The organism is Azospirillum melinis (genome assembly GCF_013340935.1).
Taxonomy (GTDB): domain Bacteria; phylum Pseudomonadota; class Alphaproteobacteria; order Azospirillales; family Azospirillaceae; genus Azospirillum; species Azospirillum melinis.
In genome coordinates, this window is sequence record NZ_WHOS01000071.1 from 1 (window position 1) to 15380 (window position 15380).

Consider the following 15380-nt stretch of genomic DNA (forward strand, 5'->3'; position numbering starts at 1 on the left):
CCGCCCCCGCCTTCTTGCGGGGCACTGCAAGCGGGTAAAAGGCACCGCCCCCCCGCCTCCGGCGCGGCCCCCCCCCCCCCCCGGGGGGGGGAGGGGCGGTTGCCCCCCAGGGACCACCCCCCCCCCCACCTCGTCGTCACCCACATCGGCGTGATGCGCGTCGCGCTGGCGCTCGCCTGGGGCTGGGACTTCCGCGGTCCGCCGCCGGTGCCGGTCAAGCGCAACCGCCTCTACGCCATGAGTCTCGCCGCCGACGGCACGCTCCGCCCGGCCGGGCCCGCGGAGGGGGAACGCCTGTCATGAGGCTGCTGATCGCCGTCACCCATCTGCTCGGCACCGGCCATCTCAGCCGCGCGCTGGCCCTGGCCGAGGCCTTCACCGCCCGCGGCTGGCGCGTCGATGTCGCCAGCGGCGGCCGTCCCGCCCCCCATCTCGAAATCGGCACCGCCACCCTGCACCAGTTGCCCTCGCTGGCGAGCGACGGCGCCGACTTCGCCACCCTGCTGGGCGCCGACGGCACCCCCGCCGATGCCGGCCTGTTCGCCGCCCGGCGGGCGATGCTGACCGGCCTGCTCGACAGCCTCCGCCCCGACGTGCTGATCACCGAACTCTTCCCCTTCGGCCGCCGCGCGCTGGCCGCCGAGTTCGACGCCCTGCTGGAGCGCGCCCGCGCCCTGCAGCAGCCACCGCTGACGCTGGCCTCGGTCCGCGACATCCTGGCCCCGCCCTCCAAGCTCAAGCGGGTGGCCGAGACCGAAGCCCGCCTGCTGCGCCTCTATGACGGCGTGCTGGTCCATTCCGATCCCGCCCTGATCCCGCTGGAGGACAGCTGGCCGCTGACGCGAGCGATGATGCCGCTGCTGCGCTACACCGGCTTCGTCGTGCCTCCGCCGCCCGTCCCTGACGACGGAACGGACGGGCAGGGCGAAATCCTGGTCACCGCCGGCGGCGGTCCGGTCGGCCGCCCGGTCTTCGAGGCCGCAGCGCTTTGCGCCGCCTCCGGCGCTCTGCCGCAGCGCTGGCGCCTCTTGGTGGCGAAGGGCGACGCGGCGCTGGCCGACCGGCTGCGCGCCATGGCCCCGCCTGACCGGCTGCTGGTGGAGCCGGTGCGCCCCGACTTCCGCGCCCTGCTGGGCCGGGCATCGGCCAGCGTCGGCCGCTGCGGCTACAACACCGCGCTCGACTGCCTGACGGCCGGCGTGCCCAGCGTCTTCTGCCCCTTCGAGGACGGCAAGGAGGTCGAGCAGACCATCCGCGCCGCCATCCTGGCCCGCCAGCCCGGCATCGCCACCCTGCGCGAGGCCGACCTCACCCCCGACAGCCTCGCCCGAGCCTTGCAGTCCGTGCTGGGCGCCCGCATCCCGCCGCTCAGCCCCGCTTCGCTGGCCGGTGCGGCGCGCAGCGTCGAGATCGTCGAAGCCCTGCTGGCAGAGAAGACATCATGACAAACTGGACCGCCGTAGAAGACGAGCTGGCGCGCTGGACCGGCCTCGGCCGCCGCTGCCCCCTGTGGCTGCGCGACGACGATGCGGTCGCCGCCAGCCCGCAACTCGACGGATTGCTGACCCGCTGCGCCCAGGCCGGCATCCCGCTCGGCCTCGCCGTCATCCCGGCGGATGCCGAACCGTCGCTCACCGAAGCCATCGCCAACCATGCAGGCGTAACCCCGCTGGTCCATGGCTGGTCCCACACCGACCATGCCGCCCCCGGCCGGAAGAAGTGCGAGTTCGGCCCCGAGCGCTCGCCCGAAATCCGGCAGGCCGAGGCCGGGCGCGGCCTGTCCACCCTGCGCGGCCTGTTCGGCGACCGCCTGCTGCCGCTGTTCGTCCCGCCCTGGAACCGCATGGCCGCCGACATGCCGGCCTGCCTGTCGGCATCCGGCTACCGCGCCGTCTCGGCCTTCGGCCCGTCGCCAGCGCCCCATGACGGCATCGCCTGGATCAACACCCACCTCGACCTGATCGACTGGCGCGGCAGCCGCTCCGCCGTGCCGCTCGACGCCCTGCTCGACCTGCTGTGCCGCGAACTTCGCGACCGCCGCGAGGGCCGGCGCAATCCCGCCGAGCCCATAGGCCTGCTGACCCACCACCGCGTCCACGACGCGGCGATCTGGGACCTGTTCGACCGTCTGCTCGACCGGCTTGCCGACCATCCCGCGCTGGAATGGCCGGCCATCGGCAAATTGGGAGTCGGCCGGTTGGTGTGACGAGGCCGCAGGGGCCTGTCGCAGGTGGAGAGAGAATGTTCCGGCATCTTTCGGAACGCCCCTCCGACAAAAGCATGACCACCACCAGAACGTGCCGTGCGCCCCAATACGCTCCACGGTAAGTCCGATACGCTTTTGAAAAGAATGCAACCGCAGTCGATCCTCAAGCTCCGGTAGTCGGGCGCGGCTCACACCGCATCGTCCATGACGATCCCCACGAAGCAAATATAAGAGGAAACGAAAGTGATCATCAATAATCTGAAGGCCGGCCTTCCTTATATCAACGGCTCCGACGAGGGTGATTATATATCCGGGCGTAATGCCTACGCCACCTACTATCAGGTCAACGACATCATCATCGGCGGGCGCGGCAACGACTACATGGTCGGGAATGGCGGAAACGATATCTTCGTCTTCCGTCCGGGCGACGGCTGGGATGTCATCGCGGACTTCTACGGCAACATGCGCGGCGAGAAGGACACGCTCGATCTCACCGCTTTTTCCGACATCAAGACCAGCGCGGACGTCCTCGCCCGCGCCACCGCCGACGGCGGCGACACGATCATCACGCTGGCCCCGGACTCCTCCATCCGCCTGGAGGGGGTGAGCCTGTCCCAGTTCAAGACCGGCGTGGATTCCGGCTGGTACGGCCTGCTGCTCGATCCGCCGGAACACGACGCCCCGTCGGGCAATGCCATCTACCTCAACGAAACGGCGATGACCGTCATCGAAGGCAGCGGCGGCGGCACCACCATGGTCGAGGTGCCGGTCACCCGCACCGGCGATCTGTCCGGCAGCGCGACCGTGGACTGGTCCGTCGGCTTCGCCGGAGGCCCCAGCGATCTGCGCCAGCGGGCGGATGCCAACGATTTCGTCGGCGGGCAGAGCGCCCTCGCCGGTTCGGTGACCTTCGAGGCCGGCCAGAGCAGGGCCGTCATCCGGCTGCCCTTGTGGGCCGACAACAATGGCGAATATTCCAAGGAGCATTTCCAGGTTTCGCTGAAGAACCCGTCCGACGGCTATGCCGTCAACCCGTCGGAGACGACCGACGTCGCCATCAGCAACGACGATGCCCCCGCACAGGTCGTCGGCACATTCCAGAACAATTTCCTCGCCGGCGGTGTCGGGGACGAGCTGATCATCAGCTATGGCGGAAACGACTACATGCTGGGCGGCGGCGGCACCGACACCTTCATCTTCGGCCATGGCGACGGCTGGGACGTCATCGGCGACTTCCAGGCCGGTGCCGGCGGCGACCGGCTCGCCATCGGGCAGTTCAGCGACCTGCACTCGATGGCCGATTTGACGATGGTCGCGGAGGGCAACGACCTTACAATCGTGCTTTCGGCATCGGATACGGTGAAGCTGCAGAATGTCCAGGCAAGCCAGTTGACCGCCGACAACTTCCTGTTCGCCGCCTGAGGACGGGCCGGACGGAAGGGGCGGGGACGGGCGGCGCCTGCGGTCCGACGCCGGAGCGCCGCCTTATTCCGCATCAACTCCGCACCGCCGTTCCAGAGGATAGACCCGTCATGACCGACCGCCAGCAGACCCGCGCCGCCTTCGCCGACCTCCATAAGGACGGCTGCTTCGTCATTCCCAACCCGTGGGATGTCGGCAGCGCGCTGATGCTGGAGCATCTCGGCTTCCGCGCGCTGGCGACCACCTCGGCGGGGTTCGCTTTCTCCTGCGGGCTTCCCGACACCGATTGGGCGGTGCCCTGCGCGGACATGCTGTCCCACATCGCCGGCATCGTCCGGGCGACCGGCCTGCCGGTGAACGCCGACTTCGAATCCGGCTATGCCCATGACCTCGACGGGCTGGCCCGCAACCTGCGGCTCTGCGCCGACACCGGCGTCGCCGGCCTGTCGGTGGAGGACGCCACCGGCGACCCGACGAAGCCGCTGTACGAGTTCGATCTGGCCGTCGAGCGCATCGCCGCGGCGGCGGAGGCCCTGCGCGGAACCGGCGTGCTGCTGACCGCCCGTTGCGAAGCCGTGCTGGTCGACCATCCGGCCGCCGTCGAGGAGGCGATGCGCCGGCTGCCGGCCTATGCGGCGGCGGGGGCCGACGTCCTCTATGCGCCGGGCCTGCGCACGCCGGAAACCATCCGGGCGGCGGTCGAGGCGGTGGGACCCAAGCCGCTCAATCTGCTGGTCTCGGCGCCGATCGGCCTGACGGTGGCGCAGATCGCCGATCTCGGCGTGCGGCGGATCAGCCTGGGCAGCGCGCTCAGCCGCGCCGCCTGGGGCGGCTTCCTGCGGGCGGCGCGGATGCTGGCCGACGAAGGCCGGTTCGACGCGCTGGCCGAGGCCGAGCCGTTCGACGCCCTGAACGGCTTCTTCCGGACACGGGGCCGGGACGGCCGGCAGAGCTGACAAACAAAAAAAGGCCGGTCCGCGTCAGTGACGACGCGGACCGGCCCGGTAGTGCGATGGAGGTGTGCGGTAGAGAAGCTGCGCCTTACGCCGCGTGGTCGGTGATGAAGCCGGTGGCGGTGCCCAGGTTGGCGTTGTCGTGGGTCAGGTGCAGCAGGAAGTTCTCCGTGCCGTCGTTGGTGTTGGTGCCGTTGATGTGGACGGAGACCGTCTTGGTGGTCTCGCCCGGCTGGAAGGTCAGGCTGCCATGGGCGGCGGTGTAGTCGGTGCCGGCCTTGGCGGTGCCGTCCTCGGTCGCATACTCGATGGTGGTGGCGGTGGTGACCGCCTTGGCCAGCTGCACGGTGAAGACCGCCTCGTCGCTGCCGGCGACGGTGCCGGAGTTGCCGGAGTTGGCGGCGAGGCCCGCCTTGATGATGTTCATCTTGGTCGGATCGACGGTCTTGTAGTCGTCCTGCAGCAGGCCGCCGACATCGCCCGATTCCGGCGTCCAGGCCCAGTAGGTCCAGTTCATGCCCTGCTGGCCGGCCGCCAGGTCGCTCTTGCCGTCCAGGTTCCAGTCGCCGTTCATGTACTTGATCAGCGTGCTGGCCCAGGTCTGCTCGGCGGCGCTGGTCATCTGGCCGCCGAACTCGCCGACCAGGATCGGGGCGATGTTGTTCTTGTAGATGTAGCCCCACATGCTGTCGTACTGGGCCGGCAGGTTGTCCGGATAGCTCGGATCCGACAGCCAGCTGAACTGCCCGACGCTCTGGCCGTAGGCGTGCGGCGAATAGACCAGCTTGTTGGGGGTGTCGAACTCGATGGGATGGGTCTTCACGCCGGCCAGCGTGCTGCTCCACTCCGTGCCCTCGACCAGCAGCAGCCAGTCCTTGTTGACGGTCTGGATCGAGTTGCCGATGCGCTCGGCCGCCGCGGCCCAGTCGGTGGCCTGGTTGCCGTCACCCCAGGTGGCGGACACGCTCGGCTCGTTGTGCAGGTCGGCGCCGATCACCGCCTCGTTGCCGGCATAATGCTTGGCCAGCATCTTCCAGTCTTCGATGACCTTCGATTCCGGGTTCTTGTCGGTGTACCACAGCCCGTGCTCGTTGGTGCCGGCGCCGCCGTCGTTGCGGTGGTGGTCGAGGATCACCTTGATGCCGCTCTTGCCGGCATAGTCGATGACCTTGTCATAGACCTCCAGCCGGGTCAGGCCCTTCAGGTCCGGGTTCTTCGAATAGTCGATGCCGTTGGTGACCGCGGTGCTGTCGAACATGTCGTCGGCCCAGGTCAGGCGGATGACGTTGAAGCCCAGGTCCTTCATGCTGTCGATGTGGTGCTGGTAGCTGTCCGCCCACAGGCCCGACGGCACGTAGTTGTAGCCCTCGCCGCCGAACCAGTTGACGCCGGTCAGGCGGACGTTGTTGCCGCTCTCGTCGACGATCTGGTTGCCGTTGGTGTGCAGGAAGCCGTTGATCGTGCTGCTGCTCTGCACCATGCCCGGATCGGCCACCGTGACGTTGCCGACCTTCAGCGACAGCGAGCTGTCGCCGGTGCTGCCCCCGGTGGAGCCGCCCGTCGAACCGCCGGTGGACCCGCCCGTGCTGGTGCCGCCCTTGCCGGCGTCGGTGGAGCCGCCGGTCGAACTGGTGGAGGCGGCGAAATGGCTGGCATCCAGCTTGGCGGTCAGCGTGGCGTCCCAATAGAGGTCGGTGGTCGCTCCCAGCTCGGCACCGTCGGCGGTGCGCTGGACCGACACGGCGGCGTCGGTCGCCGCGACGGACTTGCCGTCGACGCTGACGCTGTGGACGAACAGGTTGCGGTCGGTGCCGTCGATGACGGCGTCGTTGTCGTACTTCACCTCGACCGAATGGGCGGCGCCCTGCGTCAGGTCGGCGGTGAACTTGTAATCCTTGGCGTCGGTGCTGGTCGCCGTGCCTTCGCCGATCTGCTTGCCGTCGACCAGCACGGTGAAGTGGGCGCCCTCACCGGCGGCGGCACTGCCGGCGGCGTTCACGGTGATGACGTTCTGCGCGGTGCCGGCGGCCGGGGCGGCGGGGATGGCGGGAGCGGCCGGGGCGGCGGTCTGGGCGCCGCCGTAGTAGTTGGCGGGGGTGCTGAAGGTCAGCGCGCCGTCCCACCACATGGCTTCCTGGCCGGCCTGCGTCGGCGCCGGGGCGGCATCGTCATAGCGTTCGTAGATGGCGTCGGTCGGCTTCAGCGTGTGGCCGTTGACCTCGATCGACTGGACGTAAAGGTCACGATAGGCGCTGGTCGCGGTGTCGTTGTCGTAAACGACCTGAATCTTGTGCGCCGTGTTGGCTGCAAGGTCGGCGGTGAAGCTGTATGCCTTCGACGAGGCGTCGGCCGCATTGGCCGAACCGACCTCCTGACCATCCACCAGCAGCTTGAAATGCGGTGCGACGCCATCCTGGGACTGGCCGTAGGCGTTGACGACAATCTTGCTCGGCTGGTTGGTCGTGCTCATGACTTCGATCCTATGTCCGTTGCGTTGAAGCCATGCTGGGGCTCCAATGGTTAACGAAACCTTTCCAAATCCGGTTAACTTTTCTCGAACCTTGTGGCAAATTTGGCCCAGATCGTCACAGGCCCGGTCAAGGCCCCTGCAATAGGCCAGCGAACTATATCCCATCATGGTCACAGGATTTTCGATCCTGTACACAGTCTTCTTTTGAAAGAGCCAATATCCGCTTTAAACCACGTCATATTGGAAAGTTGATCTCGAAAGACATAGACGGTTTCACTCGGGGACACGACCATGCCTGCGCATCATTCTTTCAAAAATCTCGCGAGATGATGCCGGATGTAAGCCATATATACTGATCCATCCGGGGACTGGATTGATAGAAACCTAGCACGCAGAATTACAGCCATGGGGGTAAGACAAATTCGCAAACGACCTTTTTCACCCGCAAAAAAGTTAATGCTTGTAAGGCCACACCGGCCTGCGGGCAAAGCGTTAAGAGATTTTTTATAAGCTTATATTCCTTTTGGACAGCGGCAGCCGGCGATGGGCAGGCCGCCGGCGCCTCCCGGCCTGGAGCCAGCCGTCCGGAAATGCAAAACGCCGGGCGCCCGGACCGCAACAGCGGCCGGACCCCGGCGTCAGGAAAAGGGGAGAAGAGGGAAGGGGGGCGACGCGCCGGTCAGCGCGCCTCGACCATGCCGATGAACTGCGCCAGTTCCGGCGTGGACGGCCGGTCGAACAGCTCGGCTGGCGGTCCCTGTTCGGCGATGCGGCCGCCATGCATGAAGACCAGCCGGTCGCAGACCTCGCGGGCGAAGCGCATCTCGTGCGTCACCAGGATCAGCGTCATGCCCTCTTCGGCCAGCTTGCGCACCACCCCCAGCACCTCGGCCACCAGCTCGGGGTCGAGCGCCGAGGTGATCTCGTCGCACAGCAGCACCTTGGGCGCCATCGCCAGAGACCGCGCGATGGCGACGCGCTGCTGCTGGCCGCCCGACAGCTGCGACGGGTAGGCGTCGAACTTGTGGCCCAGCCCGACCTTGGCCAGCGCCGATTCCGCGGCGGCGCGGGTGGCGGCCTTGTCCTGCTTCTTCACCACCTTCAGCGCCAGCATCACATTCTCGCCGGCGGTCAGATGGGGGAACAGGTTGAACTGCTGGAACACCATGCCGACCTTCTGGCGCAGCGCCCGCAGATCGATCTGGCCGGGATCGACGCATTCGCCGTCCACCTCGATCACGCCGCCGTCGATGCGCTCCAGCCCGTTGATGCTGCGCAGCAGGGTGCTCTTGCCCGAACCGCTGCGGCCGATCATGGCGACGACCTGTCCCTCCTCGACCGCCATGTCGACACCCTTCAGCACCTCGACCGGGCCGAAGGATTTGCGGATGGCCGACAGCTTCACCAATGGCCTTCCGGTGGCCGGCCGGCCGGTGGGGGACGTCTTAACGGGCGACATTGAGCTTCCTTTCCAGCGCCTTGGCCGACAGCGACAGCGGGTAGCACAGGGCGAAATAGATCAGCCCGACCAGCCCATAGACCAGGAAGGGCTGGAAGGTGGCGTTGGTGATCATGGTCCCGGCCTTCGTCACCTCGACGAAGCCGATGATGGAGGTCACCGCCGTGCCCTTCACCACCTGCACCGAGAAGCCGACGGTCGGCGGCACGGCGATGCGCAGGGCCTGCGGCAGGATGACGTGGCGCATCTGCTCGGGAAAATTCATGGCGAGGCTGGCGGACGCCTCCCACTGGCCCTTCGGCACCGCCTCGACGCAGCCGCGCCAGATCTCGGCGAGATAGGCGGCGGTGAACAGCGTCAGCGCGACGGCGGCCGAGGTCCAGGCCGAGGTCTCGATGCCGATCAGCGGCAATGCAAAGAAGACGATGAACAGCTGCATCAGCAGCGGCGTGCCCTGGAACACCTCGATGAACAGCTTTGCCGCGAGGCGCAGCGGCGGCACCGGCGACACGCGGGCGACCAGCAGCAGGAGCCCGGCCACCCCGCCGGAGACGAAGGCGATCAGCGACAGCAGCACCGTCCAGCGCGCCGCCAGCAGCAGGTTGGACAGGATGTCCCACAGGGTGAAGTTAAGCACGCGACACCCCCTTGGCGAACATCCGCTGCCCCATCAGGCTGAAGATCCAGCGCAAGGCCACCGCCAGCGCCAGATACAGCGCGGTCGCCAGGAAATAGACCTCGAAGGGCCGGAAATTGCGGGACTGGATGAAGTTGGCGGCGAAGCTCAGCTCCTCCGCCGCGATCTGCGAGCAGACCGACGAGCCCAGCATGACGATGACGATCTGGCTGGTCAGCGCCGGCCAGATCTTCGCCATCGCCGGCCCCAGCACGACGTAACGGAAGATCTGCGGCCCGGTCATGCCCAGGCTGGCGCCGGCCTCGATCTGGCCCTTCGGCGTCGCCTCGATGCCGGCGCGGATGATCTCGGTCGAATAGGCGCCGAGATTGATCACCATCGCCAGCACCGCCGCCTGCCATTCCGCCAGCCGGATGCCCAGCGAGGGCAGGCCGAAGAAGATGAAGAACAGCTGGACCAGGAAGGGCGTGTTGCGGATCAGCTCGACATAGGCGCCGACGACGACCGCCAGCGGCTTGACGCTGGAGGTCCGTGCCGCCGCCCCGCCGATGCCGAGCGCCACCCCCAGCACCGTGCTGACCGCGGTCAGCGCCACGGTGGTCGCCACCCCGTCCACCAGCACGGGCGTGTAGTCCAGCAGGGACGAGAAATCGAAACTGTAGGCCATGATGCGGTCCCGTGCCGGTGGAAGGGTGAAGCGATCACAGATCCTTCGGCAGCGGCGCGTGCAGCCACTTCTTGGCAATGTCGTTCAACGAGCCGTCGTCCTTCGCCTTGGCGATGATGGCGTTGACCTTCTCCAAGAGCGGCCCCTCGTTCTTGTTCAGCCCGACGAAGCAGGGGGAGTTCTTGACCAGGAACTTCAGGATCGGCTGGCGCGGCGGGTTGCGCTCGAAGATGGCGGCGGCGACCACGTTGCCGGTGGCGACCAGCTGCACCTGACCCGACAGGAAGGCGGAGATGGTGCCGTTGTTGTCCTCGTAACGGCGGACGGTCACCTTGTCCGACACGATCTTCGACAGCTCGATGTCCTCGACCGAGCCGCGGGTGACGCCGACGGTCTTGCCGTCCAGATCCTCGACCTTCTCGGCCTTGATGTCGTCGGGGCCGAAGACGCCGTTGTAGAAGGGGGCGTAGGCGGTGGAGAAGTCGATGACCTTCTCGCGCTCGGCGTTCTTGCCCAGGCTGGAGATCACCAGATCGACCTTGCCGGTGGTCAAATAGGGGATGCGGTTGGTGCTGGTCACCGGCACCAGCTCCACCTTGGCACCCATTTCCTTGGCGATCAGGGTGGCGGCGTCGATGTCGTAGCCGACCGGCTTCAGGTCGGTACCGACCGAGCCGAAGGGCGGGAAGTCCTGCGGGACGGCGACGCGCAGCACCTTTTCCTTGGCGATGCGCTCAAGCGCGTCGGCTTTTGCATGGGTCGGGGCAAGACCGCCGGCCAGAACCGCCGTGGCAAGGCCGAGAGCACCCAGAATCTTCGCGAACCGCATGGCACCTGATCTCCGAACCGAAAGACGATGACCCTCCTTTTCAAACCATGTGCCACTTTCGTCCTACGAATTCGGGTGTGCCGCAAAGGCGCGGGAATGTTACGCTTATCCCGTCAACGCAAGGAACCGTTACAAATGTAACACCGCTTTGGTTGCAGCCCGGAATTCCATTTTTTGTGCAAATGCCGAAGCCCAGAGGCGATCAGCCCATGAAACAGGCAACTCACGCCACACAGGCCCCGGATGGACCGGAGGGAGGCGAACCGTCGCTGACCGCCCGCATCCGCGACCGCTACGGCGACCTCAGCCCTATGGAGCGACAGCTCGCCGATGTGATCCTCGCCTGTCCGGGCGAGCTGTCGGGCTATTCGGCGACCGAGCTGGCCGGCCGGGCCGGCGTGTCGAAGATGACGGTGTCGCGTCTGGTCCGCCGGCTCGGCTATGCCGGCTTCGAGGCGGCGCGTCTGGCCGCCCGGCGCGGCGGCGACTGGGGCTCGCCGCTGTTCCTGCTGCCGCCCGGCGGCCCGGTCTCCGCATCGTCGGCGGTTTCCGACGGCGATCCCGCGCCGCTCGACGCGCATTTCCAGCGCAGCGCGGAGGCGCTCGCCGCCACCGCCCGCCAGACCGACCCGGCGATGCTGGCGCGGGCGGCCCGCGCACTCGCCGACGCCCGGCGCATCTGGGTCTGCGGCGCCCGCAACAGCGCCTTCCTGGCCGGCTATGCCCGCTGGCAGTTCATCCAGGTCCGCGGCGAGGTCCACCAGCTGGCGGCGGCCGGCGAGACGATGGCGGAGACGCTGGCCGATCTGGGTTCAGGCGATCTGGGCCCCGGCAATCTGGATCAGGGCGACCTGCTGTTCCTGGTCGGCATCCGCCGCCGCCCGCCGGCCATCGTCCGTCTGCTGCGCATTGCGGGGGAGCGCGGCATCCCCACCATCCTGATCGCCGACAGCCATTCCACCCTGGAGGCCCCGCCGCCGCCGCTGACCTTCCGCTGCGAGACGCGCAGCCTCGCCGCGCTGGACACCCATGTCGCCGCCCTGGCGGTGATCCACGCGCTTGCCGCCGAGCTGATCCCGCTGACCGGCGAGGCCGGCCGCGCCCGCATCCGCGCCATCGAGGATCTGCATGACCGGCTTGGCGAATTGTGACTCTCGCGTCGCGATTGCGCTCGGATAGCATCCGCCGGATGCGCGATTTACGGTCGGGAGCAGGGCGATGGCCTGGTTGCGGTGGGACCGCGGCCGCCAGGAGAATGGCGGCAGGGACTATTTCAAGATGCTGCTGGCCCGCTCGGCCCGGCTGCGCTTCGACTGCTATCTGCTGCGCTATCCGACGACCAGCGGGCTGGACGAGCATGTCGACCCGGCGCCGGACGGCTTCGAGCACCACCGCGTCAACATCATCCTGCGCCAGCCGGCGTCGGGCGGCCTGTTCCTGTGCGACGAGGCGATCATCGACCGGCCGCGCATCAAGTATTTCCGTCCAGACCTCCATCCGCACCGCGTGACCGAGGGGGTCGGCGAACGCCTGGTCCTGTCCTTCGGCTGGCTGCGCAAAGCACCCGGCACAGGAAAGAGCGGGGAAATATAATTTCTTTTGAAGGAATTATAATTGTTCGCTTCGCTTCCGCACTGTATACACAAAATGAATCCGGTTTCTTATCGCGTTTCCAGCCCTCCAGAACCTGCTGTTTTCGCGAGGAACTTTTGCTGCTGGCATGATGTTCAAGGCGTGAAGAGTGCCCGATATCCACAGTCCAGGATCGATCATTTGCGACCCTGGAAATCGGAGACTCCAGTCTTTTGCGTCCCCTCCAGGCTTAAGGACCTTGAGCATGATCACACAGCACGGTGCCTACTCGTCGCCCGACTCCGGACCACGCCGCACAGTCCTTGCCAGCGATGTGGAGGTGAGGCCAGGAGTCCATCGCCGCGTCTCCTGGGCGGGCGTCTTTGCCGGCGTCGTCCTTGCCCTGGCGATCCAATTGCTCCTCAGCATGCTCGGGCTGGGCATCGGCATGACGGCCATCGATCCCGGCGCCGGACGCGATGCCCTGCCGCAGGCGAGTTCCTTCGGGATCAGCGCCGGGCTGTGGTGGACGGTCAGCTATATGCTGGCGCTCGGCGTCGGCGGCTATGTCGCGGCCCGGCTCGCCGGGGTGCCGACCCGCGGCGACGGGCTGATCCACGGTCTGCTGACCTGGGCCTTCGCGCTGCTGATCAGCGCCTATCTCGTCACCACCACGCTGGGCAGCATCACCGGCGGCGCGTTCAACGCGCTGGGCAGCGCCACCTCGGGCGTCGCCCAGACGGTGAAGCAGGCGGTTCCGGAGGTCGCCCGCGCGTCCGGGCTGTCGGCCGAGGATCTGCGCCGGCAGGCCGAGGATCTGCTGCGCCCGGCCGACCAGCAGCGCAGCGGCGAGGACGCCCGCACGCAGCTGCTCAGCGCCCTGACCAAGATGGCCGCCGGCGGTCCCGAGGCCGACCAGGCGCGCCAGCAGGCGGTCTCCATCGTCTCCCAGCAGGCCGGCATCCCCGAGGATCAGGCGCGCCAGCGTCTCCAGCAGCTCGAACAGCAGTTCGGGTCGGCCAAGCAGCAGGCGGCCGAGACGGCGACCAACGCCGCCAAGGCGACCAGCAACACCCTGTCCGCCGCCGGCATCTGGGGCACCGTCGCCCTGCTGCTCGGCGCCCTGGCCGCCGCGATCGGCGGCCGCATCGGCACCCAGCGGCGCGACCGCCTGGTCGTCACCGACTGACGCCCGGTGCCGGCCGGCGAATCCCGGCCGGCAAATCCGGCGTTAGGGCATCCTTAACCATGGGAGTGACATGACGTCTCCGACTGGAGGCCTCATGTCGTTCCTGTGGTTCTGCACCTGCGCCTATCTGCTCGTCGGCATCGTCGGCCTGCTGGAGGCGGACATCCGGGTCAGGCCCGGCGCTTCGCCGTCGGCACTGCAAATCGTCCGCTCGGCGCTCCTCTTCGCCCTGACCCATCCGGCCGATGCGGCAATGCGGTGGCTGCTGACCAGGGCGCGCGGCTGACCGCCCGCTGTTTCTCCCCGGTCCATTCCCCATCCCCTGCCTGCCGCCTTGCTTTCCGGCGGCAATCGCGACACCCTGGTATGGCACGCGGGCGGCGGGGACGGGCTGCCCCGAACGGCTGCCCGTCCCCGCCGCCCGCGCTGCTGACCAGTCACCACGCCGTCCTCCCATGGTGGCCGCCCCGGCGGCGCACCGGACGGCCCAGCCAAAAGAGGACGGCCCCCGCGGCCGGAACCACATGCGCCGTCATCGCCGCGCCAAGATCGTCGCCACCGTCGGACCGGCCAGCAACTCGCCCGAGATGCTGAAGACCCTGTTCCTGGCCGGTGTCGACACCTTCCGGCTGAACTTCAGCCATGGCACCCACGACGACCACGCCAAGGTCCACCGCGCCATCCGCGAGCTGGAGGCCGAGGTCGGCCGTCCCATCGGCATCCTTCAGGATCTCCAGGGTCCGAAGATCCGCGTCGGCACCATCCGCGACGGCAAGATCGCGGTGGCCACCGGCGAGCAGATCCGCTTCGTGCTCCAGGGCAGCGACGGCGACAAGCGCGCCATCCCGCTGCCGCACCCGGAAATCTTCGCCGCCATCATGCCGGGCCACCATCTGCTGATCGACGACGGCCGCGTCCGCGTCGAGGTGACCGAGCTGGGCGACGACTGGATCGAGGCGAAGGTCGTCGTCGGCGGCACCATCTCCAACCGCAAGGGCGTCAACCTGCCGGGCACCATCCTGGACCTGTCGCCGCTCACCGCCAAGGACCGCGCCGACCTCGCCTTCGGGCTGGAGCTGGGCGTCGACTGGGTCGCCATGTCCTTCGTGCAGAAGCCGGGCGACATCCTGGAAGGCCGCGGCCTGATCGGCGACCGCGCCGGCATCATGGCAAAGATCGAGAAGCCGCAGGCGCTGGAGAAGATCGACGACATCATCCGCCTGTCCGATGCGGTGATGGTGGCGCGCGGCGACCTCGGCGTCGAGATCCCGCACGAGGACGTGCCCGGCCGCCAGAAGGAGCTGGTGCGCGCCTGCCGCCTCGCGGTGAAGCCGGTGATCGTCGCCACCCAGATGCTCGATTCGATGGTCTCCGCCCCGACCCCGACGCGGGCCGAGGCGTCGGACGTGGCGACCGCCATCTATGACGGCGCCGACGCGGTGATGCTGTCGGCCGAATCGGCGTCCGGCCAGTATCCGGTCGAGGCGGTCACCATGATGGACCGCATCATCCGCTCCACCGAGCAGCACAAGCTCTACCGCTCGCTGATCCAGGCCACCCATCCGGGCGAAGAGCACACGCCACCCCACGCCGTGGCCGCCGCCGCCGCCGATCTGGCCGACACCCTGCATTCCTCGGCCATCGTCGCCTTCACCTCCAGCGGCACCACCGCGGCGCGCATCGCCCGCAAGCGGCCGGAGGTGCCGATCCTGGCGATCACCCCCGACACCGCGGTGTCGCGCCGGCTCTGCCTGCTGTGGGGCGCCCACAGCGTGCTGTCCGACGACATCCGCACCTACGAGGAGATGGTCGACCGCGCCATCGCCATCGGGCGGGCCGAGGAGCTGGCCGGCAAGACCGGCACCATGGTCGTCGTCGCCGGCATTCCCTTCGCCCAGGCCGGCACCACCAACAACCTGCGCGTCATCCACATGGACGGCAAGGCGTAAGGCCGCAGCGGAGCGGCGGCACCCCCG

15 protein-coding genes are annotated in these 15380 nt (G+C 67.9%); 10 read left to right on the forward strand and 5 right to left on the reverse strand.

Annotated features, from left to right (window positions below):
* Positions 1-99: 99 nt before the first annotated feature.
* The 5 genes from GBZ48_RS31180 to GBZ48_RS31200 all read left to right on the forward strand — a co-directional run bounded on the left by GBZ48_RS31180 (position 100) and on the right by GBZ48_RS31200 (position 4584).
* Positions 100-303, forward strand: a complete 204-nt coding sequence (locus GBZ48_RS31180) for a hypothetical protein (protein WP_246307585.1) — start codon at positions 100-102, stop codon at positions 301-303.
* On the forward strand, positions 300-1445 hold the full coding sequence (locus tag GBZ48_RS31185; RefSeq protein WP_174474560.1) for a glycosyltransferase family protein: 1146 nt from the start codon (positions 300-302) through the stop codon (positions 1443-1445). Before GBZ48_RS31180 ends, GBZ48_RS31185 begins: the two co-directional genes overlap by 4 nt.
* Positions 1442-2206 carry a polysaccharide deacetylase family protein gene (locus tag GBZ48_RS31190; RefSeq protein WP_174474561.1) on the forward strand — a complete coding sequence of 255 codons (765 nt, stop codon included), beginning with the start codon at positions 1442-1444 and terminating at the stop codon, positions 2204-2206. The genes GBZ48_RS31185 and GBZ48_RS31190 overlap by 4 nt, the downstream gene beginning before the upstream one ends.
* Before the next feature lie 243 nt (positions 2207-2449).
* Positions 2450-3628, forward strand: coding sequence for a hypothetical protein (locus tag GBZ48_RS31195; RefSeq protein ID WP_174474562.1), 1179 nt, complete (start codon positions 2450-2452; stop codon positions 3626-3628).
* 110 nt (positions 3629-3738) lie between these two features.
* The gene (locus tag GBZ48_RS31200) at positions 3739-4584 is read left to right on the forward strand and encodes an isocitrate lyase/PEP mutase family protein (RefSeq protein ID WP_174474563.1); all 846 of its coding nucleotides are present in this window, start codon (positions 3739-3741) and stop codon (positions 4582-4584) included.
* Positions 4585-4669: 85 nt separating this feature from the next.
* Here the strand turns inward: GBZ48_RS31200 and GBZ48_RS31205 are convergent, their stop codons facing one another.
* From GBZ48_RS31205 to GBZ48_RS31225, 5 genes are all read right to left on the reverse strand, one after another.
* Entirely contained in the window at positions 4670-7051 is a 2382-nt protein-coding gene (locus tag GBZ48_RS31205; protein WP_174474564.1) for a cellulase family glycosylhydrolase, read from the reverse strand.
* 679 nt (positions 7052-7730) lie between these two features.
* The gene (locus tag GBZ48_RS31210; protein WP_281362514.1) at positions 7731-8510 is read right to left on the reverse strand and encodes an amino acid ABC transporter ATP-binding protein; all 780 of its coding nucleotides are present in this window, start codon (positions 8508-8510) and stop codon (positions 7731-7733) included.
* Positions 8497-9147, reverse strand: a complete 651-nt coding sequence (locus GBZ48_RS31215; protein ID WP_174474565.1) for an ABC transporter permease subunit — start codon at positions 9145-9147, stop codon at positions 8497-8499. The genes GBZ48_RS31210 and GBZ48_RS31215 overlap by 14 nt, the downstream gene beginning before the upstream one ends.
* Entirely contained in the window at positions 9140-9814 is a 675-nt protein-coding gene (locus tag GBZ48_RS31220) for an amino acid ABC transporter permease (RefSeq protein WP_109490606.1), read from the reverse strand. Before GBZ48_RS31220 ends, GBZ48_RS31215 begins: the two co-directional genes overlap by 8 nt.
* 34 nt (positions 9815-9848) lie before the next feature.
* On the reverse strand, positions 9849-10643 hold the full coding sequence (locus GBZ48_RS31225; RefSeq protein WP_109449310.1) for a transporter substrate-binding domain-containing protein: 795 nt from the start codon (positions 10641-10643) through the stop codon (positions 9849-9851).
* Between the two features lie 209 nt (positions 10644-10852).
* Between GBZ48_RS31225 and GBZ48_RS31230 the strand changes: the two genes are divergently transcribed.
* The 5 genes from GBZ48_RS31230 to pyk all read left to right on the forward strand — a co-directional run bounded on the left by GBZ48_RS31230 (position 10853) and on the right by pyk (position 15353).
* Entirely contained in the window at positions 10853-11794 is a 942-nt protein-coding gene (locus GBZ48_RS31230) for a MurR/RpiR family transcriptional regulator (protein ID WP_174474566.1), read from the forward strand.
* Positions 11795-11861: 67 nt separating this feature from the next.
* On the forward strand, positions 11862-12236 hold the full coding sequence (locus GBZ48_RS31235; protein ID WP_174474567.1) for a 2OG-Fe(II) oxygenase: 375 nt from the start codon (positions 11862-11864) through the stop codon (positions 12234-12236).
* Positions 12237-12480: 244 nt separating this feature from the next.
* The gene (locus GBZ48_RS31240) at positions 12481-13404 is read left to right on the forward strand and encodes a hypothetical protein (protein WP_174474568.1); all 924 of its coding nucleotides are present in this window, start codon (positions 12481-12483) and stop codon (positions 13402-13404) included.
* Positions 13405-13498: 94 nt separating this feature from the next.
* Complete coding sequence (locus GBZ48_RS31245; RefSeq protein ID WP_174474569.1) at positions 13499-13690, forward strand: hypothetical protein; 192 nt, start codon at positions 13499-13501, stop codon at positions 13688-13690.
* 238 nt (positions 13691-13928) lie between these two features.
* Positions 13929-15353 carry a pyruvate kinase gene (gene pyk, locus GBZ48_RS31250; protein WP_174474570.1) on the forward strand — a complete coding sequence of 475 codons (1425 nt, stop codon included), beginning with the start codon at positions 13929-13931 and terminating at the stop codon, positions 15351-15353.
* The last annotated feature ends 27 nt before the right edge of the window (positions 15354-15380 follow it).